The sequence below is a fragment of the Niveispirillum sp. GW835-FHT14G11 genome (assembly GCF_058793615.1).
This window is the reverse complement of the sequence record NZ_JBXAFZ010000013.1, coordinates 102972-124500: the sequence shown is the minus strand read 5'-3', so window position 1 is coordinate 124500 and position 21529 is coordinate 102972. Positions and strand designations below refer to the sequence as shown.

18 protein-coding genes are annotated in these 21529 nt (G+C 66.5%); 6 read left to right on the top strand and 12 right to left on the bottom strand.

The features are described 5' to 3' along the window. The 6 genes from gyrB to AC1Q7F_RS22930 form a co-directional block, all read right to left on the bottom strand. On the bottom strand, positions 1–2571 hold the full coding sequence (gyrB, locus tag AC1Q7F_RS22955) for a DNA topoisomerase (ATP-hydrolyzing) subunit B (protein ID WP_492510876.1): 2571 nt from the start codon (positions 2569–2571) through the stop codon (positions 1–3). A 57-nt stretch (positions 2572–2628) separates the two neighbouring features. Beyond that, positions 2629–3792, bottom strand: a complete 1164-nt coding sequence (gene recF, locus AC1Q7F_RS22950; protein ID WP_492510875.1) for a DNA replication/repair protein RecF — start codon at positions 3790–3792, stop codon at positions 2629–2631. 46 nt (positions 3793–3838) lie between these two features. After that, entirely contained in the window at positions 3839–4006 is a 168-nt protein-coding gene (locus AC1Q7F_RS22945) for a hypothetical protein (protein ID WP_492510874.1), read from the bottom strand. Between the two features lie 238 nt (positions 4007–4244). After that, on the bottom strand, positions 4245–4400 hold the full coding sequence (locus tag AC1Q7F_RS22940) for a hypothetical protein (protein WP_492510873.1): 156 nt from the start codon (positions 4398–4400) through the stop codon (positions 4245–4247). A gap of 131 nt (positions 4401–4531) precedes the next feature. Beyond that, a complete protein-coding gene (gene dnaN, locus AC1Q7F_RS22935) occupies positions 4532–5650 on the bottom strand; it encodes a DNA polymerase III subunit beta (protein WP_492510872.1) in 1119 nt (372 codons plus the stop codon). Between the two features lie 193 nt (positions 5651–5843). Then, positions 5844–7661, bottom strand: coding sequence for a DUF885 domain-containing protein (locus AC1Q7F_RS22930; RefSeq protein WP_492510871.1), 1818 nt, complete (start codon positions 7659–7661; stop codon positions 5844–5846). Positions 7662–7887: 226 nt separating this feature from the next. Here AC1Q7F_RS22930 and AC1Q7F_RS22925 point away from each other — a divergent pair, with 226 nt between their 5' ends. The 4 genes from AC1Q7F_RS22925 (at position 7888) to AC1Q7F_RS22910 (ending at position 11336) form a co-directional block, all read left to right on the top strand. Next, entirely contained in the window at positions 7888–9261 is a 1374-nt protein-coding gene (locus AC1Q7F_RS22925; RefSeq protein WP_492510870.1) for a winged helix-turn-helix domain-containing protein, read from the top strand. 191 nt (positions 9262–9452) lie between these two features. Further along, entirely contained in the window at positions 9453–9767 is a 315-nt protein-coding gene (locus AC1Q7F_RS22920) for a ferredoxin family 2Fe-2S iron-sulfur cluster binding protein (protein WP_492510869.1), read from the top strand. A 10-nt stretch (positions 9768–9777) separates the two neighbouring features. After that, positions 9778–10485, top strand: a complete 708-nt coding sequence (gene tenA, locus AC1Q7F_RS22915) for a thiaminase II (RefSeq protein WP_492510868.1) — start codon at positions 9778–9780, stop codon at positions 10483–10485. After that, the gene (locus tag AC1Q7F_RS22910) at positions 10482–11336 is read left to right on the top strand and encodes an EamA family transporter (RefSeq protein WP_492510867.1); all 855 of its coding nucleotides are present in this window, start codon (positions 10482–10484) and stop codon (positions 11334–11336) included. The genes tenA and AC1Q7F_RS22910 overlap by 4 nt, the downstream gene beginning before the upstream one ends. On the opposite strand, the gene AC1Q7F_RS22905 is transcribed toward AC1Q7F_RS22910, so the two are convergent. The 3 genes from AC1Q7F_RS22905 to AC1Q7F_RS22895 all read right to left on the bottom strand — a co-directional run bounded on the left by AC1Q7F_RS22905 (position 11316) and on the right by AC1Q7F_RS22895 (position 13649). After that, positions 11316–12194 carry a CPBP family intramembrane glutamic endopeptidase gene (locus AC1Q7F_RS22905; RefSeq protein ID WP_492510866.1) on the bottom strand — a complete coding sequence of 293 codons (879 nt, stop codon included), beginning with the start codon at positions 12192–12194 and terminating at the stop codon, positions 11316–11318. The genes AC1Q7F_RS22910 and AC1Q7F_RS22905 overlap by 21 nt on opposite strands. Continuing rightward, on the bottom strand, positions 12191–13120 hold the full coding sequence (locus AC1Q7F_RS22900; protein ID WP_492510865.1) for a CPBP family intramembrane glutamic endopeptidase: 930 nt from the start codon (positions 13118–13120) through the stop codon (positions 12191–12193). The genes AC1Q7F_RS22905 and AC1Q7F_RS22900 overlap by 4 nt, the downstream gene beginning before the upstream one ends. A 151-nt stretch (positions 13121–13271) precedes the next feature. Beyond that, positions 13272–13649, bottom strand: a complete 378-nt coding sequence (locus tag AC1Q7F_RS22895) for a winged helix-turn-helix domain-containing protein (protein WP_492510864.1) — start codon at positions 13647–13649, stop codon at positions 13272–13274. Between the two features lie 260 nt (positions 13650–13909). Here AC1Q7F_RS22895 and AC1Q7F_RS22890 point away from each other — a divergent pair, with 260 nt between their 5' ends. After that, a complete protein-coding gene (locus AC1Q7F_RS22890; RefSeq protein WP_492510863.1) occupies positions 13910–16210 on the top strand; it encodes an ATP-binding protein in 2301 nt (766 codons plus the stop codon). A 211-nt stretch (positions 16211–16421) separates the two neighbouring features. On the opposite strand, the gene AC1Q7F_RS22885 is transcribed toward AC1Q7F_RS22890, so the two are convergent. Beyond that, positions 16422–17219: a polyphosphate kinase 2 family protein gene (locus AC1Q7F_RS22885; RefSeq protein WP_492510862.1), complete on the bottom strand. Its 798-nt coding sequence runs from the start codon at positions 17217–17219 to the stop codon at positions 16422–16424. Between the two features lie 228 nt (positions 17220–17447). Between AC1Q7F_RS22885 and AC1Q7F_RS22880 the strand changes: the two genes are divergently transcribed. After that, positions 17448–19622, top strand: coding sequence for a M3 family metallopeptidase (locus AC1Q7F_RS22880; protein WP_492510861.1), 2175 nt, complete (start codon positions 17448–17450; stop codon positions 19620–19622). A 56-nt stretch (positions 19623–19678) separates the two neighbouring features. Here AC1Q7F_RS22880 and AC1Q7F_RS22875 read toward each other — a convergent pair whose 3' ends face one another. Further along, on the bottom strand, positions 19679–20710 hold the full coding sequence (locus AC1Q7F_RS22875; RefSeq protein ID WP_492510860.1) for a COX15/CtaA family protein: 1032 nt from the start codon (positions 20708–20710) through the stop codon (positions 19679–19681). 58 nt (positions 20711–20768) lie between these two features. Beyond that, complete coding sequence (locus AC1Q7F_RS22870; RefSeq protein ID WP_492510859.1) at positions 20769–21377, bottom strand: thiamine phosphate synthase; 609 nt, start codon at positions 21375–21377, stop codon at positions 20769–20771. Between the last annotated feature and the right edge of the window lie 152 nt (positions 21378–21529).

Sequence of the window (21529 nt, the reverse complement as noted above, 5' to 3'; positions counted from 1 at the left end):
TCAGACGTCCAAATTCGCAACCTTCAGCGCATTCTCCTGGATGAAGGCGCGGCGCGGTTCCACCACGTCGCCCATCAGGGTGCTGAACACATCCTCCGCATCGTCGGCATGGTTGACCTTGACCTGCAGCAGCGAGCGGACATTGGGGTCCAGCGTGGTCTCCCACAGCTGATCGGGGTTCATCTCGCCCAGCCCCTTGTAGCGCTGGATGGTCAGGCCATGGCGACCCTGGTCGATCACGCCCTCGAACAGCGAGGACGGACCGGTGACATGGCGCAGATCCTTGACACGGTGGCGCAGCGTACCGGCGACCGTATAGGTGGTGGCGAGATGGTCCAGCATCGCGTCCAGGCGGCGGGCCTCCGCGCTTTTCAGCAGGTCGCCATCCAGCACATGGCGGTGGGTCACGCCACGCCGCGTGCGCGACAGGACCAGGCCATCGACATCGGCGCTGCCCTGCCAGCCGCCCACGGCGGCGGGCGTGGCATCGGCGGCCATGGCATCGCCGGCGGCCAGCGCCCGGTCACGGGCCAGCACGTTCAGACGCTCAGCCACCAGGGAGGCCAGCGACGTGGCGCGGTCGGGATCGTCCAGCAGCTTGGGCGACAGGGCACCAATGATCGCGGCCTGTTCCACCACATCGCGGTTGCCGGCCTTGCGGGCCAGGGCCTGGATGGCGGATTTGGCGGCGCGGGCCTGTTCGACCAGACCGCGCAGATCGTCTCCGCCCTTGGGCGTACCGTCGGCACCCACCAGGAACACATCGTCGGTGCCCTGGGCGATCAGGTAATCTTCCAGCGCGCGGTCATCCTTCAGGTACCGCTCCTTGGCCGTGCCGCGCTTCACGCGGTAAAGCGGCGGCTGCGCGATGTAGAGATAACCCTTCTCGATGATCTGCGGCATCTGCCGATAGAAGAAGGTCAGCAGCAGGGTGCGGATATGGGCGCCGTCGACATCGGCATCCGTCATGATGATGATCTTGTGATAACGCGCCTTTTCGATCTGGAACCCGATTTCGGGGTTCAGCTCATCGCGCCCGATACCGGTGCCCAGCGCCGCGATCAGCGTGCCGATCTCGGCCGATGACAGCATCTTGTCGAAACGCGCCCGCTCCACGTTCAGGATCTTGCCGCGCAGGGGCAGGATGGCCTGGTTCTGGCGCGAACGGCCCTGCTTGGCGGAACCGCCGGCCGAATCGCCCTCCACGATGAACAATTCGGACAGGGCCGGGTCGCGCTCCTGACAGTCGGCCAGCTTGCCGGGCAGGCTGGCCATGTCCAGGGCGCCCTTGCGGCGGGTCAGTTCACGCGCCTTGCGGGCCGCCTCGCGCGCGGCAGCGGCTTCCACCACCTTGCCCACGATCCGGCGGGCATCGGCGGGATGTTCCTCAAACCAGGTGGACAGCGCATCGGCGCAGATCGACTCCACCACCGGGCGCACTTCCGACGAGACCAGCTTGTCCTTGGTCTGGCTGGAGAATTTCGGGTCCGGCACCTTGACGGAGATGATGCAGGTCAGGCCTTCGCGCATGTCGTCGCCCGACAGCGCCACCTTCTCCTTCTTCAGGATGCCGCTTTCTTCCGCGTATTTATTGACCGTGCGGGTCAGGGCGGCGCGGAAGCCGGCCAGATGGGTGCCGCCATCCCGCTGCGGGATGTTGTTGGTGAAGCACAGCGTCGTCTCGTGATAGCTGTCGTTCCACTGCAACGACACTTCCACGCCGATCGACACGCCGGCTTCCGACGCGCGTTCGTTCTTGGCATAGATGCCGGGCTTGTGCAGGGGGGTCTTGGACCGGTCCAGATAGGCCACGAAGGCCTCCAGCCCGCCCTCATAGAACAGCTCGACCGTCTTTGGCTCCACACCGCGCGCATCGGTGAAGATGATCAGCACGCCGGAATTGAGGAAAGCCAGCTCCCGCAGGCGATGTTCCAGGGTCTGGAAATCGAAATCGGTCTTGGTAAAGGTGGCCTTGGACGGCAGGAAGGTCACCTCCGTGCCGGTCAGCGCCTCACCGGCGCGCTTGCCTTCCGCCACGATGGGGGCGGGGCCGACATCGGCCAGCGGTGCGGTGGCATCGCCATGGGCGAAGCGCATTTCCCACACCCGGCCCAGGCGCCAGATGCGCAGGTCCAGAATTTCCGACAGGGCGTTCACCACCGACACGCCCACGCCATGCAGGCCGCCGGATACCTTGTAGCTGTTCTGGTCGAACTTACCGCCGGCATGCAGCTGGGTCATGATGACCTCCGCCGCCGACACGCCTTCTTCCTGGTGGATATCCACGGGGATGCCGCGGCCATTGTCGCGCACGGTCACCGACCCGTCGGCGTTCAGGCGCACATCCACCCGGTCGGCATGGCCGGCCAGCGCCTCGTCGATGGCGTTGTCCACGACCTCATACACCATGTGGTGCAGGCCGGACCCGTCATCGGTATCGCCGATATACATGCCGGGGCGTTTGCGGACGGCGTCCAGGCCCTTCAGCACCTTGATGGAACTGGCTCCATATTCCTCTGCGGCAGCGGAAACGGAGAGAGCGGCGGCGGGGTTGTGATCAGTGTTCGTCATGGTGCCGGAGTGTAGCAGAAAGCAGCGGAAAACAGGGATAAAACCGCAAGAACGCTGTCAGAATTCCGCATGGCACAATCGCGATTGGGCGACTGCGACATGCGTGGCGGAAGACCCCAGCGGGCGGAAGATATCGGCATCGGTGCCTGTCATCCAGGCCTGGCTGCCAGTGGCCAGAATCTCGTCGAACAGCGCCTGCCGGCGACCGATATCCAGGTGCGCCGCCACCTCGTCCAGCAGCAGCAGCGGCGCCGTTCCCGTCTCCGCCCGCATCAGGCGGGCATTGGCCAGAACGATGGCGATCAACAGCGCCTTCTGCTCGCCGGTACTGCCCAGTTCGGCCGGCATGTCCTTGGCGCGGTGGGTGACGGCAAGGTCGGAACGATGCGGCCCCACCGTCGCCCCGCCCGCCGCCGCATCGGCCCGGCGTCCGTCGGCCAGGGCCTTGCGGAACGCGTCTTCGGCCTCCAGCGCCGGGCGGCCGGCCAGCATGGCATCGACGGCACCGATCATTGCGATGCCGGGGGCGGGGAACGGCCCCACGCCCTGGGAAGCCGCCGCCTCCAGCCTTCGGGCCATGTCGGCGCGGGCCGCGGCGACGGCGATGCCCGTCTCCGCCATCTGGCCCTCCAGCGTCGACAGCCAGGCCGGGTCGACCGGGCCATCGCGCAGGATGCGGGCCCGTTCGCGCAAGGCATTCTCATATTTGGTCAGGCGGCCTGCATGGCCGGGATCGAAGCCGAAGACCAGCCGGTCCAGGAAGCGCCGCCGCCCCGCCGATCCTTCCAGGAACAGCCGGTCCATCTGCGGCGTCAGCCAGACGACGGAGACATGTTCTGCCAGCGCGATCTGGCCCTTGGCGGGACGCCCGTCGATATGGACCAGGCGGCGCTCGCTCTCCCCCCCGGCCGGGTCGCGGCCGGTGCCGATCTCCACGGGGCCGGCGGCGGTGGCGACGGTTGCGGCGATGGCCCAGCCGGGTCCGCCCGTCCAGTCGGCGGCCGAACTGTCGCCGATCCGCTCGATCTCCGACAGCTTGGCCCGGCGCATGCCTCGGCCGGGTGCGAGGAAGCTGACCGCCTCCAGGATATTGGTCTTGCCGGCCCCGTTCTCCCCCGTCAGCACGACAGGCCGCGCGTCGCATTCAAGCCGCGCGCTGGCATAGGACCGGAACCGGGTCACCGTCAGGCGGGTGACGGCCAGGGTGGGAAGGGAGGGCATCAGGTGGGGGAGGTCCGGATATACGGGGAGGATGGACGAGCCAGGATCACTCGACCTCAGCGGCGGCACGTCGCTCAGCGATCAGTTCATCAGCAAGGCTGATACCTTCCGGAACATATTGGCGGACCAGGGATTGGGCGCGCTTGATGGCAGCAGCAATGTCTTCCGGCGCGACCGCACGTTCATTGGCCTGCCGATTGATTCGCACCGACACCGACTCACCCTCTCTGTTCAAGAATGTGATTCTTGACATGCCCCCACACTGTGTCAAGACGGCATGCCCTTGGTCCGGGGCGGCGGCGTACGGACATCGCCGGGTGCGATTTCTTCGATGATATCAGACATGCACCCAGTGATCATGATGGGATGCTGCTCCCAAAGCATGGCCGCAAAACTGGACCAATAACCCAGCATCACCAATGATCCGAATAGATAGGGCATCGTCCGGCGTATCATCGCGCCATCCCGCTCTTCAGGTACCTTACCGCTTCTTCCGCTTCCGCGATGGCACGGTCCAAATGCCCCAGGATGCGAGGGGCCGCATCCGCCAGGGCGGCCAGAAAGGCCTCTATCGCCTCTCGATTCTCATAAAGCTCGTCCTCCACCATGTGACAGCCTCCTCACCATGGCAAGGATCAAAGGGTGCGCGGGTCGTGCCGGCAAGGCAAGTGCCGAAAACGAAACACCCCGGCCGATCTCCCGGCCGGGGCGCTCCGCGAGTTCAACCAAACAACAGGCCTCACACCCGCATCGGCATCAGCACATACAACGCCGAGGCGTCTTCGGCGTCGCGGACAATGGTGGGGGAATTGCCGTCGGCCATCTGCAGGCGGGCCTTGCCGCTTTCGATCTGGCCGGTAATGTCCAGCAGGTAGCGGCTGTTGAAACCGATCTCCAGCGGGGTGGAGGCGTAATCGACCTCCAGCTCCTCCGACGCCGACCCGGCATCGGCGGCCGTGGCCGACAGGGTCAGCACGCCCTGGCCCAGCGACAGCTTCACGGCGCGCGACTTCTCGGTGGAGATGGTGGCGACGCGGTCCACGGCGGCGGCGAACAGCTTGCTGTCCACGTCCAGCGACTTGTCATTGCCGGCGGGGATCACCCGCTCATAATCCGGGAAGGTGCCATCGATCAGCTTGCTGACCAGGGTGACATCGCCCAGGGAGAAGCGGATCTTGGTCTCCGACAGGCCGATCTCGACCATATCGCCGACCTCGTCCAGCAGCTTGCGGACCTCCAGCACGGTCTTGCGCGGGATGATCACACCGGGCAGGCCGGCCGCCCCTTCGGGCAGCGGCGTCTCCACCCGCGCCAGACGGTGGCCGTCGGTGGCCACGGCGCGCAGGGTCGGCTCCTCCCCGGCCTTGCCCTTGGTGGCATGGACATGAATGCCGTTCAGGTAATAGCGCGTTTCCTCAGTGCTGATGGCGAACTTGGTCCGGTCGATCAGACCCTTCAGCACATCGGCCTTCAGCGCGAACTGGTGCGGCCAGCTGCCATGGGTCATTTCCGGGAAATCGGCGACCGGCAGGGTGCCCAGCTTGAAGTTGGAACGGCCGGACCGCAGCGTCAGCACATCGCCCGTGGCATCCAGCTCCACCTGGCTGCCATCGGGCAGCTTGCGGGCGATGTCATAAAGCGTGTGCGCCGGGGCCGTGGCCGAACCGGGCGTCAGGATCTCCGCCGTCACGGTCTCGGAGATTTCCAGGTCCATGTCGGTGGCAACCAGCGACAGCGTGCCGTTACCCGCGTTCAACAGGACATTGGACAGGACCGGGATGGTATTGCGCCGTTCGACAACGCTCTGCACATGCCCGAGGGAGCGAAGCAGGGCGGCACGTTCGATGATGATCTTCATCCTGGACCCGGTCGGCTATGGCCCCCGAAAAGGGGGCGTCAACGTTGCTTGATCCCCGCCAAGGGAGCGGGAAGGGGCGCTACCATAGCATAAGACATCGGACATAACAGGGGTTTGGTGCATGGATCACCCCCTTGTCTAACGGACAGGGTCCCTCGCCGCAGACCAGCGGCAAGGGACCCTGTTGAGCGGGTTACTTCACCCCCTTCACCCAGGCATCCACCTGCGCCTCCAGCACCGTCAGCGGCAGGCCGCCGGAGCCCAGGATGACGTCGTGGAAGCCCTTGATGTCGAACTTGGTCCCCAGCGCCGCCTTGGCCTTGTCCCGCAGGTCCAGGATCTTCAGCTGGCCCAGCTTGTAGGCGCAGGCCTGACCGGGCAGCACGATGTAACGGTCGATCTCGATCGTCACCGCATCCTCGTTCATGCCCGTCGTGTCGCGCATATAGGCGATGGCCTGTTCACGGGTCCAGCGCTTGGCATGGATGCCGGTATCCACGACCAGACGCACGGAACGGAACAGTTCGGCCTGCAACCGGCCCAGATCACCGTAAGCGTCGTTTTCATACATCCCCATTTCCACGGCCAGCCGCTCGGCATAGAGCGCCCAGCCTTCGGCATAGGAGGTGAAGGGGTAGACCTTGCGAAAGGTCGGTACATCCTCCACCGTCTGGGCCAGCGCCAGCTGGAAATGATGGCCGGGCACCGCCTCGTGATAGACCAGGGTCGGCAGGCTGAACTTGGGCGCCCGCGCCTTTTCCCCCAGATTGATATAGAAGATGCCGGGGCGGGAGCCGTCGAGCGCCGGCGGGTTGTAATAGCCGCCGGGTGAGGTCGCCTCGGCATATTCCGGCACGGCCTGGATATCGACCGGCTGCTTGGGCAGCTTGTTGAACCATTGCGGGGCCTTGGCCATGACCGTGTCGGTCATGCGTTTCAGATCGGCCAGTTCCTGGTCATAGCTTTCGCGGCCGGGCGGGTATTTCTGGGCGGGGTCCTGTTCCAGGGCACGCACCCGCTCGCCCACCGTGCCGTCATTCCGGCCCAAGCTTTTCAGCAGCGTATCCATCTCCGCCGTGATGCGGGCCACTTCCGACAGGCCGATCTCATGGATCGCGTCGGGTTCGGTATCGACGGTGGTGTTGGCCCGCAGCGCCAGCTTGTAATAGCGCGCACCGTCGGGCAGACGCCAGACGCCGGCGTCCGACGTGGCCTTGGGCCGGATTTCCTCGCGCAGCAGCTTGGCCAGCGCCTGATAGGCGGGATAGACATCCTTTTCCACGGCGGCGGTGGCCGCGGCGATCAGGCGGGTACGCTCCGCCTCTGCCACGCCGGCCTTTTCCAGCCGCGTCTTGAAGGTGGTGATCAGCGGATTGTCGGCCACCGGGTCCTTGGTGAAACCGTCAATCACCACCAGGCTTTTATCGACCACGAAATCGGGCGGCACGACACCGGCCTTGGCCTGGTTGCGCACCGACAGCGCCAGCTGCCCGAACTTGGTGGAGACGGCGTGCAGGCGGCTGATATAGCGCTCCGCCGACTTTACATCGTTGACCACATGCGCATTGGTCAGGAACTGCGGCAGGCTGACCGGGGCGGAGAACAGCTGGTCGATCGGGTACAGCCCGCCGCCCGGCACCGCCCAGGGGAAATCCAGCTGCGCCAGATTGGTGGAATAGAATTCCAGCATCACCTGCTGCGAGATCGCCTGCTGTCCGCTCAGGCCGGTAAAGCCCTTGATCTCCGCAATATAGCGGGTCATGTCCTTGCGGGCCTTTTCCAGGTCTTCCGGCTTGACCTCGTCCAGCTTGCCGGAATGGAAATCCAGGAAGGTGCCGTCGATCATGCCCAGTTGGGTCAGCGTCTCCGGACTGTCCAGAACCTGAAGGATGGTCTGGCGCTCGATGGTCGGGTGGATGGGCAGCGGGCCCCACAGCCCGTAACCAACGGCGATGGCAGCCAGGCCGACGACACCCCCCACGGTGCCCAGCAATATCTTCTTCAATTTCACTGTTGTAACCCCCTCTGTTCGCGCCGCCCGCTTGTCCCTTTTGCCGGCCGGTCGCGGGCATGGAGGCTACATCCAGCCGCAAGCCAGCACCAGCCCGGCGGTGCGGCGCCGGGACCATTCCGGCCCACGGGCACGGGACCAGCGGTGCCGCGCCATTTGCCAAGCCGTGCGGTTCACGGCACTCTCCCGCCCCTGTATTGCGGGACAGGGCGGATGCGGCATGGGCGTGGCGGGCAACATCGATCTGGTGGTGGAGCCGGATTTCCGCCTGGGCCCCTGGCTGGTGCGCCCCTCGCAGGGCATGGCGTGCCGCGATGGCGCGGAGGTGAGGCTGGAACCCCGCGTCCTGCAGACCCTGATCGTCCTGGTCCGGGCAGACGGGCGGACGGTATCGCGCGCCGAACTGATGCGCACGGCCTGGGGGCTGGAGGTCGGCGATGATGCCATCGGCCGCTGCATCGGCAGGCTGCGCACCGTGCTGGCCGTGGACGGGGTCATCGGGGTCGAAACCATTCCCAGGATCGGCTACCGGCTGGATATTGCCAAGGAGGCGGCACCCGCGACGCTCTCCCTATCCCTCCCCCCACCCCCGCCGGCCCCTGTTCCCACCCGCCGCCGGCTGCTGTTGGGCGCAGGCGTTGCGGCCCTGGCCCTGCTGGCGGCCGCAGGCGGCACCCTGCTGGCGCAGCGGGTGCCCATGACCCGCGATCCGGGACAGGATGTGCAGCTTGGCGGCATCCCCGACCGCGACCGGCTTGCAGAGATGCGCAGCACGCCTTCCACCCCGCTGCGCCTGGGCCCCGACGGCAGCCACGAACCCCTGCTGCCGGCCAGCAATCGTCTGGACGGGGACCCCGATATCAGCGCCAGGGGCGGCCTGGCCTTCGCGTCTGAGCGGACGGGCCTGTTCGAGATCTGGGTGGCCCCGCCGGGCCAGCCCCCCGCCCCCGTGACGCAGTTTCAGGGCCCCTTCACCCGGTCGCCGCGCTGGGCACCGGACGGGCGGCGGCTGGCACTGGTCTCCACCATCGATGGGGCGCCGGGCCTGTTCATCCTGGACAATGGTTCCGGCCGGCTGAAACGGGTAGCGGCCGATCCGGGGGCGGCGGACTTGGCCCCCGCCTGGTCGCGCGACGGCCAGCGGCTGTATTTCGCGTCCAACCGGCTGGAAGGCTGGCGCATCTGGATCACCCGCCCGCCCTATGATCAGGCGATGCCCATCACCGAGGCCGGATGGCGGGTGGCGAAGGAAAGCGCCGATGGCCGCTGGCTCTATATGGTGAAGGAGGATGAGGGCGGGTTGTGGCGCCAGCCAGCCGACGGCGGCCTGGCGGAAAAGGTGGCCGACCTGCCCGACGCCGATGACAAGGAGAGCTGGGTGGTGGGGCCGGCCGGTGTGTATCTGGTCGAACGGCCGGGCAATGGCCCGGCCCGCATCCTGCTGCTGCCCGCCGATGGCGGGCCGATGCAGGTGGCGGCCGACCTGCCCGACGCGCTGAGCACGTCTTCCCTGGCGCTGGACCCGGAAGGGCGGCTGGTGGTCGGCAAATATCTGGGCGCCATGGTCGATATCGTCGATATCCCCATCGGCGGGCGTTAGTGCCCGTCAGGTTGAGATGGGATCTTCTCTTCCACCTTCCCGGTGACAAGCCGGGCCCCAGGGGCGTGACGGGCGGGTGGTGCTGCCCGGCCCCATCCGCAGCACCACCCTTCCCTGCCCAAACGGCGCTTTACTTGGACGCCGTCGCTTCGTAACAAGACGCGGACGTGTTGTTTTGGAGTTCGGGCGCAATGCCGAAGATGGTGTTCATTGAAACCGACGGCACCCGCCGCGAGGTGGATGCCCCCCTGGGCCTGTCGATCCTGGAAGTGGCCCGCCGCCACGATATCGACCTGGAAGGGGCGTGTGAGGGTTCGCTGGCCTGTTCCACCTGCCATGTCGTCGTGGCGCCGGAATGGTACGACCTGCTGCCCGACGCGGCAGAGGATGAGGAGGATATGCTGGATCTGGCCTTCGGCCTGACCAAGACCTCCCGCCTGGGCTGCCAGATCCGCATCACGCCAGAACTGGACGGTCTGACGGTCAAGCTGCCGGGCGCCAAGTAAGGCGCCCGCCATGGCGGGCGCTGTTGCGGCATTGCCGGACCTTGCCACGCCGGGCGGCCTGTTCGACCGGCTGCGCACGGCGTCGCGCCCCTCCTGGGACCGCTATGTCCGCCATGGATTCGTGGCCGGCATGGGCAACGGCACCCTGCCGCAGGCATGTTTCCGGCATTACCTGGTTCAGGATTACCTGTTCCTGATCCATTTCGCCCGCGCCTATGCCCTGGCCGCCTTCAAGGCCGACAATCTGTCCGACATGCGCGCGGCGGCCCGGTCCATGTCCGCCATCCTGGACCTGGAAATGGGGCTGCACGTCAAATATTGCGCCGGCTGGGGCCTGGACGAGGCCGCGATGCAGACGACGGCGGAGGCGCAGGGCACGCTGGCCTATACCCGCTTCGTGCTGGAACGCGGGCTGGCGGGTGATCTGCTGGACCTGCATGTGGCGCTGGCACCCTGCATCCTCGGCTATGCGGAGATCGCATCCAACCTGCTGACCGATCCGGCGGCCAGGCTGGACGGCAACCCCTACGCCGACTGGATCGTCCTGTATGCCGATCCGGAATATCGCGCCGTGGCCGCCGCCCAGGTGGAATTGCTCGACCGGCTGTCGGCCGCGCGCGGCGGGGAGGCACGCTTTGCCGACCTGACCCGCACCTTCGACGCGGCCAGCCGGCTGGAGGCCGGGTTCTGGGACATGGGCCTGGGGCTGCTGCCATGAAGGAGGCCCAGGCCCATCGGCTGGCCCTGCTGGCGCTGCTGCTGCTGGTCCTGTCGGTTGCCATGCCGCCTTTGGGCGGCGGGCTGGCCAAGGAGGTGTCGCAGGGCCACGATATCCTGGCTTTGTCCTTCCTGCGCAATGCGCTGGCGGCGGCGGTCATGCTGGCCGTCATCCGCCCGTCCTTCCGCAACCTGACACCGGTGCAATGGCGGGCGGCGATGGCGCTTGGGGCCGGGCTGGCCATCATGAATGCCTGTTTCTATCTGGCGCTGGCCCGGCTGCCGCTGGGCGTGGCGGTGGCCATCGAATTCCTGGGCCCGCTGGGTGTGGCCATGATCGGGGCGCGGCGCGTGGCCGATTATCTCTGGCCGGCTTTGGCGCTGGTGGGCGTGCTGCTGCTGACGCCGCTGGCGGGAACGGAAAGGCTGGACCCGCTGGGCCTGGCCTTCGCCATCATCACGGCCGGCGGCTGGGCCGCCTATATCCTGCTGTCGCGGCGCGTCGGCCGGGTGATCCCCGGCATGACGGGCCTGTCCCTGGCGCTTTTGTTCGCCACCCTGTTCACCCTGCCGGTGGGCCTGCCCGTCGCCGGCCCCTATCTGGCCAGCCCGGCAATGATGGCCAAGGTGGGTGCCGTGGCCATGCTGTCGACCCTGCTGCCCTATGCGCTGGAATTCGTGGCGCTGCGGCATGTGTCCACCGCCCTGTTCGGCATCATGATGGCGCTGGAGCCGGCCCTGTCGGCCGTGGTCGGCCTGTTTCTGCTGGGCGAGGTCCTGTCGCTGTCGGCCGTGATGGCCATCGCCCTGATCTGTGCGGCAGCCGTGGGGTCAAGCCTGGCGCGGCGATAGTCCCCTTTCAATGAACCCCGTCTTCATACCCACCAGCCAATAAAAGCCGATGCTCAGCACCTGATGCAGGGCGAATTCGCCCCAGTCGGCCAGCCCCTCCAGGTCCGGCGGATCGGGATCGATGCGGGTCAGCAGATCGGGGAAGGAGAAGTCGGCCCCGCCGATGAAGAAAGAGAACAGCACATTGTTGATGATGTGCACGCCCATCGCCGCCTCCAGCCGGCCGAAGCGCACCGTGATCCAGGACAGGAACAGGGCCATGGCCATGATCTCCGCCCGCTGTCCCCACACCGCCCGCGCGCCGGACCCTTCATGCGCCAGGGTGAACAGCATTCCGGTCAGCAGGGCCGCCGGCACGGCATGACGGAACAGCAGCTGCGCACCCTGGGCCAGATATCCCCGGAACAGCAGCTCCTCCGCCGAGGCCTGCACGGTGAACAGCACGATGCTGACCGGGGCCAGCGCCAGGAAAACCAGCATGGTGGTGCCCGTGGCCCGCAATTCCTCATTCAACAGGCCGCCCCCCACCTGCACCATCAACGGCACGGCCCAGACCAGCGCAGACCGGCCCAGCATGCCCCAATCGGCCCGCCGGCCGGGCGCGATCAGGTCGCCCAGGTGCATCCCGTGCAGGAAATGCACGACCAGGGCCAGGGCCGGGATGCCCATGGCGTTGATGGCCAGCATCCCGAAGGACTGCACCACCGGCACATCGGGCACGGTGCGCATGAACAGGAAGACGGGTAACCCCAGGACCAGTAGCGCCAGGAATGTCAGCAAAAGCCCCAGCAGATAGGATCGGCGCGACTGCCCCGTCGCCAGCCCGGCCAGATGCACGGGCACCACGGGGCCGCTCATTCCGGCCGCTCGCGTTCCCGCCAGCGCCCTTCGACGAAGCCGGTGCGCACCCCGATGAACCAGTAATTGGCGCAGACCGCGCCATAGACCAGGGTCTGGGCCAGCAGCGCATTGATGCTGAACGCCCGGTCGGGGAAATCCTCATTGAACCCGCTGACCGACGGCAGCCCATGGTCGGGCCGGGCAGCCAGCGTGAAGACGATCAGATTATGGGCGAAATGCACGCCCATGGCCGGCTCCAGCCGCCCGGACTGGGTCGTCAGCCAGGACAGGGCCAGACTGATCATCAGGATATTGGCCTTGCGGTCCCAGCCCGCATCCCACCCGCCCGTATCATGCAGGGCCAGGAAGATCACCGCCACCGGCAGTGCGGCAAGGGCGGCATGGCCGAACAGCACCTGGAACCCCTGGGCCAGATATCCCCGGCAGACCATCTCCTCCGCCGTGGCCTGCAACGCCACGATCACCAGCATCATGGGCAGCAGCACCAGCGCCGCGCGCCAGTCGCCCAGGTTCAACTGCCCGCTCATCACCGTCATGATCACGATGGGGGTGAAGGCGAGCGCATAGGTGCCGGCCGACCGGGCCATCATGCCCAGGTCCAGATGCTGTTCGGGCGCCACCACGCTCATCAGCGACCGGCCCTGCATATTCACCACCACACCCAGCACCAGGATGATGGCGGCCAGGGCCAGCAGGTTGGTGATGCGGCGGATGGCGGGATCACCATCGGCCCAGCCCAGCGACAGGCTGATCGTCTCCGACACGCCCCCCGCGACCCAGGCGACAGGAAATACCAGCAGGCCCAGCGCCAGCATCCCGGCCAGGTAATGCCAGAAGGACAGGCCCAGATGCACGCCGACCTGATGGACCGGCACGGGCCGCCAGCCCCGATCCTTGCCCTGCTGCCGCATGAAGCCTTCCATCCGCCGTTTCCGCCCACCGGTTTACCCGCAGGCGGCGGGTGGGGCAAGCGGCGGACCCTATGGCGAAAGGCCGGGGCAATGAAAAGGGGAGCCGAAGCCCCCCTTGTCCTTTGCGGTGTCCTTTGCCGTCGTAACGGCTGCCGGCGCGGCTTCACCCGCGCCAGATATAGCCGGTGCCGGGATCATTGCCGATGGCATCGAACCCCTCATCGACATCGCGGAACTTCCTGCGGATGCGCTTGATGAAAGCCCGAACATTGGCACGGTAGCCGGCATGGCCCTTGCCGGCCATGAAGCCCGGCCCGTGCACAAGATCATAAAGTTCGCGATAGCTGACGGGTTCGCCCGGCCGGTGGATCATCAGATGCAGCATTTTCAGCTCCGTCCCCGTGATGGGAACAGGCTTGCCGCGCCACTGGACACGGCCCACGTCGAGGCGCAGTTGCAGGTCGCCCTGCACCAGGGTGGACTGGCCGGCCGATCCCTTGTGGGGGGCGGCCGCGGCGAACATTGTGGCGCTGAGCGACATGGACTTGCTCCTTCTTCAGGTTCGTCGGCTTCCTCCCCCGCCGACCTCTCTCGTGACCTTAGAACACCTGTCCGCGATGGCGCGGACGGGGCTGAATAATGGCGGGCCTGGGGCGCTTTCCCCACCTCCCCTTTTGCGCCGCCACCCGTGGCACATTGGGTACCGCAGGTGGGACAATCGTAACCATTCCCGTGACAAGTGATCGCCGTCATGGTTGAAAGGAAGGGGAAGGTCAGCCCGCGCCGTCCGGGGAATGCACCATGGAAGCCCTGCTTCGTCTTGATGTCCTGACCCTGCTGGTCACCTTCGCCGCGGTCGCGGTGGGGCTGGCCTTTTCGCTGGGGCTTTATTGGTGGCGCCAGCGCACCATTCCCGGCCTGGGCCTGCTGACCGGCGGCGTCATCATGGGGGCTACGGGCGTAGCCGTGCTGGCGGCGCGTGATTACATGCCCCTCTGGCTGTCGGTAACGCTGGGCAATCTGGGCGTCGGCTTGGCCCATATCCTGGTCCTGATCGGCATCCGCCGCTTCTGCGGCCGGCCGTTGCGCGCCACCATGCCCCTGGTCACGCTGGGCATCCTGACGGCGGTGATGCTCTATGATGTCTTCAATCGCGACGACATCATCCTGCGCTCCATCGCCGCCACCATCTGGCTGGTCGGCATCAAGCTGAGTATCGCCTATGAAAGCTGGCGGCAGGGGCGGCAGGTGGCGCCGCGCCTGTGGGTGGTGATCACCGCCTTCTTCCTGGGCATGGCCCTGATCCTGATCGTGCGCATCACCGACATCGTGCTGCGCCAGGATGCCGGCGGCTTCTTCTCCCCCAGCCCGGCGGCCGCCGTCAATTTCCTGACCTCCATCGTCGGGCTGGTGGCCGGATGCATGGCCATCATGGCGCTGTCGAATGAATGGCTGCAGCGCCGGCTGGAAACCGAGGCGGCGGAGAATGCCCGCGTGGCACGCGAACGCGACCAGGCCGCCCAGACGGCCGACGCCGCCAACAAGGCCAAGTCGGTGTTCCTGGCCGCCGTCAGCCATGAAATCCGCACCCCCATCAACGCCGTGATGGGCGGGCTGGAGATCCTGAGCGGTCCCGGCCGGCCCGAGCCCTCGTCGCCGCAGGGCAAGGTGCTGGAGGTGATGGATAAGGCCGGGCAATCCATGCTGGCCCTGCTGGACGATCTTCTGGACATCACCCGCATCGAGGCGGGGCACCTGTCGCTGCTGCCCCAGCCCATGGACCTGCACCAGCGCCTGCATGACGCCATCGACCTGATGGCCGGGCGTGCCGCAGCCGGCGGGTTGAGCCTGGATCTGTCCATCGCGCCGGATGTGCCGCGTCATGTCAGCGTCGATGCCGCCCGCCTGCGCCAGATCCTGCTGAACCTGATCGGCAACGCCATCAAATTCACCGAACGCGGCGGCATCAAGGTGGTGGCCGTGCGCCAGCCGCCCAGCGTCGGCCATGCCAGCGCCACGCCGGGTGCCGTCCTGGTCCGCATCACCGTGGCCGACACCGGCATCGGCATCCCGGCATCCAAACTGCCGCATGTCTTCGACGCCTTCTATCAAGCCGATGGCGGCGACAGCCGCCGCTTCGGCGGGGTGGGGCTGGGCCTGGCCATCAGCAAGCGGCTGGTGGGCATGATGGGCGGTAATATCCAGGTGGACAGCGCGCCGGGCCATGGCACCGTCTTCACGGTGGATCTGCCCATGCCGCTGGCCGCCGCCCCGGTGCAGGCGCCGGGCGGGGCGGCCCGCGTCCTGCCCTATTGGACCAGCCGGCCGCTGGTGCTGCTGGTGGAGGATGACGCCGTCAACCAGTTCGTGGCCACGCAGCTGCTGACCCGCCAGGGCGTGCAGGTGATCACCGCGGAGGATGGGGAGACGGCCCTGCACATGCTGGCCCAGCAACGGGTGCGGCTGGTGCTGATGGATATCGGCATGCCCGGCATGGACGGGTTTGAAACGACGGCGCGGCTGCGCGACGGCGGCGGTCCCATGGCCACCGTGCCCGTCGTGGCCCTGACCGCCAACGTCCTGCCCGAGACCGTGTCGCGCAGCAAGGCCGTGGGCATGCAGGGCTTCATCGCCAAGCCCATCAAGCTGGAGGAGCTGCTGTCCACCCTGGCCCGCATCATCCCGCCCGACGGGATGGGGGCCGTGGCGCTGGCCGGCAATGGCGCCATGGAAACCACGGGCACCACCCCGCGGCTCCCGCCCGATACCGGGCCGATGGGCGCGCTGCGCGGGCGGCTGGGCGGACCGGCGGTCGATGGGCTGCTGGCACTGGCCGCCCAGAACGTGTCCGATGCGCGGCGCAGCCTGCGCCCGGTGGCCGACGACGGCCCCCACCCGGACGTCGCCGCCATCCGCCGCCTGGCCCTGCGCATGGCCGACGGGCTGGACAGCGTGGGCTTCCCCGGCGATGCCCAGGCGCTGCGCGACTGCCTGGGCCTGCTGCGGCCGGGCCAGCCCGTCAACACGGCCTTGGCCGCCATGGACGCCATCCTGGCCGACACCCAGTCCCGCCTGCCACGGGTGCGGACGGCGGCGGAGTAAACCATTTCGACCAGACAGGTTATAGAAAATGTCCGCCTTCCCGGCGAAGGCCGGGACCCAGGGGCCAAGCACCCGACCTGTCGGCAGCTTTGATCGAAGCTGCGTTAAGGTTTGATCCTGTGGCCCCTGGGTCCCGGCCTTCGCCGGGAAGGCGAGAAAAGGCGAGAAAAGGCGAGAAAAGGCGAGAATAGGAGCTCTGACGACCGCCCCTCTATTTCAGCAGCTTCTCCATCGCCTTCTTCACCACTGGGTCGATCGGCGGCGGGGTGATGTCCACGCCTTCGGCCAGGGCGGCGACGGCATGGCGCAGCACGGCCACGCGCGCATACCATTTGGCATCGGCCGGTACCGCCATCCAGGGGGCCTGACCCGTGCTGGTATGGGCGAACATCTCGTCGATAGCCTCCTCATAGTCGCCCCGCCGGTCGCGGTTGCGCAAATCCTCCGCCGTCAGCTTCCAATGCTTGTAGGGATTGTTCAGCCGTTCCTTGAAGCGCTGCAGCTGCTCCTCCGGGCTGATATGCATGAACAGCTTCACGATGCGCACCCCGTCATCGATCAGCAGCCGTTCGAACTCGTTGATCTCATCATAGGCGCGGCGCCATTCGGCCGGCCGGGCGAAGCCCTCCACCCGTTCCACCAGCACGCGGCCGTACCAGGACCGGTCGAAGATGGCGAAGGTCCCGGCCTCCGGCAGGCGCTGCCAGAACCGCCACAGGTAATGCTTGCCCTGCTCCACCGCCGTCGGCGCGGAGATGGGCCAGACATGGGTGCCGCGGGGGTCCAGGTTCTCCGTCAGGCGGCGGATCGCCCCGCCCTTGCCGGCGGCGTCCCAGCCCTCGAACACGATGACGGCCCGGCGCTTGCCATGCCAATAGGCCTGCTGGACATGCAGGATATCGTCCTGCAGCTTCTCCAGCTCCTTCTCATAGGCTCCCTTGTCGGCGATGCGGTGCGCCTTCATGTCCAGGTCGGCCAGGCGGGGAATGGCGGCGTTGTCTTTGCTCATCTTCTGTCCTGGAAAAGGGAATATCGGGCCCAGCCTAACGACCCGGTCCCCCCGCATCCAGCCGGCATTCCGGCATAAGCCGCCATGATCCATGACAATTGCCGGACATAGGCCTGTTCATTGTAACGGAAATGTTTCGCCCCTTGTCACCGGTTGACCGATGGCCGACCCATGTCGGTTCGGACAATCCCTATCCAAAAATAATGGGGGCAGGCAGTGAAGACTTTGTTGAAGAATGGGGCTTCGGCCCTGATCCTGGCCATGGTCGGGGCGATGGCCCCGGTGACGGTGCAGGCGGCGGACGCAGCCATCCAGGTAGCGCAGGCGGAGACGGACAAGGTGACCAGCGACAATCCCTTCTTCCATCAATGGAACACCCGCTTCGGCGTTCCGCCCTATGACGCCATTAAGCCGGAGCATTTCAAGCCGGCCTATGACAAGGCCATGGCAGACCATCTGGCGGAGATCAAGGCGATCACCGACAACAAGGACGCCCCCACCTTCGCCAATACCATCGACGCGCTGGAGATGAGTGGCGACCTGCTGGGCAACGTGTCGCGTGTGTTCGGCAGCCTGACCGCGTCCAACACCAATGATCAGCTTCAGAAGATCCAGCGGGAAATGGCGCCCATCCTGTCCAAGCACAGCAGCGCCATCAACCTGGACGCCGCCCTGTTCGCCCGCATCGATGCGATGTACGCCAAGCGCGACAGCCTGAAGCTGAGTGCCGAACAGAAACGCGTCCTGGAACGCTACCACCTGGATTTCGTGCGCGCCGGCGCCAAGCTGGAGGGCAAGGACCGCGAGCGCATGGCCGCCGTCATGCAGCGCCTGGCCGTGCTGTCCACCCAGTTCAGCCAGAACGTCCTGGCCGACGAGAAGGAATACAAGCTGGTCCTGACGTCGAAGGACGAGCTGGCCGGCCTGCCCGACTTCGTGGTGCAGGCAGCCGCCCAGGCCGCCAAGGACCGCGGTGACGACGGCAAATATGTCATCACCCTGTCGCGCTCCTCCATCGAGCCGTTCCTGACCTTCTCCGCCAACCGGACCTTGCGTGAGACGGCCTGGAAGGCCTGGATCGCCCGTGGCGACAATGGCGACGCCCAGGACAACAACGCCGCCATCAAGGAGATCGTGCAGCTCCGCATCGAGCGCGCGAACCTGCTGGGCTACAAGACCTTTGCCGAATACAAGATGGCCGATACCATGGCCAAAACCCCGCAGGCCGTCAGCGACCTGCTGTTGCAGGTCTGGGAACCCGCCAAGGTCCGGGCGGCGGAGGAGAAGGAAGACCTTCAGAAGATGGCCGCCAGCGAGGGCCAGAACATCCAGATCGAGCCCTGGGACTGGTATTACTATGCCGAGAAGGTACGCAAGGCGAAGTTCGACCTGAACGAGGAGGAGATCAAGCCGTACTTCCAGCTGGACAAGATGATGGAAGCGGTGTTCTTCACCGCCAACCAGCTGTTCGGCGTCACCTTTGCTGAACTGAAAGACATTCCCCGCTATCACCCGGACGTCAAGGCGTATGAGGTGAAGGACCGGAACGGCAAGCACTTGGCCGTGTTCTACAGCGACAATTTCGCCCGTCCCACCAAACGTTCCGGCGCCTGGATGTCGAGCCTGCGGGAGCAGCAGAAGCTGGGCGGCGTGGTTCATCCCATCGTGATGAACAACAACAATTTCGCCAAGGGGGCCGACGGCCAGCCGACGCTGCTGTCCTTCGACGATGCCACCACCCTGTTCCACGAGTTCGGCCACGGCCTGCACGGCATGCTGTCGAACGTCACCTATCCGCAGCTTTCCGGCACCTCCGTGCTGCGCGATTTCGTGGAGTTCCCCAGCCAGATCCTGGAACATTGGGTGGAGCAGCCGGAAATCCTCCAGCGCTTCGCCGTGCATTACAAGACGGGCGAGCCGATCCCCAAAGCGCTGCTGGACAAGATCCTGGCGGCCCAGACCTTCAACCAGGGCTTTGCCACCGTCTCCTACACTTCCTCCGCCCTGGTCGATCTGGCCTATCACAGCCTGACCGATGCCAAGGGTCTGGACCCCGACACGTTCGAGCGCGAGGAGCTGGCCAAGCTGGGCATGCCGAAGGAAATCGTCATGCGCCACCGCAGCCCGCATTTCACCCATGTCTTCTCCGGCGACGGCTATTCGGCCGGCTATTACAGCTATATGTGGGCGGAAGTGCTGGACGCCGACGGCTTCAATGCCTTCAAGGAAGCCGGCAACATCTTCGACCCCAAGCTGGCCAAGAAGCTCTATGAGCAGGTCTACAGCGCCGGCGGCAGCAAGGACCCGATGGCGGCCTATGTCGCCTTCCGCGGCCGTCCGCCCAAGGTCGACGCGCTGCTGGAAAACCGGGGCCTGCTGGGAACGGGTTCGCGGGTGAACTGAGGTCTGGTACAAAAGGAAAGCCCCCGCCGGAGTGATCCAGCGGGGGCTTTTTTTGTTTATCGCCGCAAGGTATGGATCGACCGGATCAGCAGCGCGATGACCACCAGGGCCCCGCCCTGGTGGGCGGAGCCCAGCGCCACCGGGACCCCATGCAGCAGGGTGGTAATCCCCAGCACCACCTGTCCCCCGATGCCCAGCGCCAGCCAGAGCGCGGCACTTTTGGCCACGCCGGCCAAGTCGGCCCGCTGCCCCACCCGCCAGGCATAGGACAGCACGGCCAACGCCGTGGCGATGGCCAGCCAGCGATGGGTAAACTGCACGGCCGCCGTATTCTCCAGCAGGTTCAGCCAGAAGGGCGACAGGGTCCACATTTCCGGCGGCGCGAAATCCCCGTTCATCAGCGGCCAGGTGTTATAGGCAAAACCGGCATCCAGCCCCGCCACGAAGGCCCCCCAGACCACGGTGACCGACACCAGTGCCATGGCAGCCCAGCCATGGCGGCGCAAGCCCGCCCGGTCGGGCCGATGGACAGCACCGGGATGACGCAGGCCCAGCCCCGCCTGGATCAGCAGCCCATAGAGGATCAGGGCCATGGAAAGATGCAGGGCCAGCCGGTAATGGCTGACATCGGTGCGCACCGACAGGCCCGACTGCACCATGAACCAGCCGATGAACCCCTGCAGCCCACCCAGCAGGAACAGGCCCACCAGTTTGGGCAGCATGGCCCGCGTCACCCAGCCCTTCAGGGCGAACCAGGCCAAAGGCAGGGCGAAGGCGACACCGATCAGCCGGCCCCACAGGCGGTGGAACCATTCCCAGAAGAAGATCTGCTTGAACTCCGCCAGGCTCATGCCACGGTTCAGCACCTGATATTCCGGAATCTGCTTGTATTTCTCGAATTCCGCCAGCCATTGCGCCTCGTTCAGGGGCGGCAGGGCGCCGGTGATCGGCTTCCATTCGGTGATGGACAGGCCGCTTTCCGTCAGGCGGGTGATGGCCCCGATGATGGCCATGACAAACACCATCCCGGCGCAGAACAGCAGCCAGTTGGCGACGGCACGGGGACCGGAAGCAGAAGCGGCATTCATGACGGGCCGTTCGGTGGATGAAAGATGCGGCTGATATGGGGCCCTGCGGCCCCGCCGGTCAAATGCCGGGCTTGCGGCCCGGCGTCGCAGCCAGCAGCGATGCCATGGCAGACGGATCGCGCATCGGCCCGCCCATCACCGCCACCCCCGCCGCACCGGCGGCGATACAGTCACCGATATTGGCAGCATCCACGCCGCCCAGCGCCAGGGTGGGCAGGGGCAGCCCGGCCAGCATATCCGTTCCCAGGGCCGGCCCATATCCCGGCTTGGACGCCGTCAGGAAGATCGGGCTGAGCGTGGCATAGTCGGCACCGTCCCGTGCCGCCGCGATCACACCGTCCCGGTCATGGCAGGAGGCGCCGATCAGGGCATCCGTCCCCAGCAGGGCCCGCACGGCGGCGATGTCGGCCCCGTCGGGCAGATGCACTCCGTCGCACAGCGGGGCCAGCGACGCATCGCCATGCACGGTCAGGGTACCACCGATATCGGCGAGCAGCGGCTTCAGCGCCCGCAGCAGATCGGCCTGTTCGGCGGCGGACAGGTCCTTCTCCCGCAGACTGACCCACCGGCACCCGGCAGCCACACAGTCCGCCACCGCCGACACTAGCCCGCCCACGGCCTGCGTCCGGTCGGTGATCAGCAGCAGGGGCGGGTTGGGCAGGGGCATGGGGGCACCTTCGATCGATATCCCCCACCCCTCTTTCGTCATCCCGGCGAAAGCCGGGACCCAGGGGCCACGGGGAAACACTTGTATGGTTTGCGGCGATCAACGCTGCGGAAAGGTCGGGCTTGTGGCCCCTGGGTCCCGGCTTTCGCCGG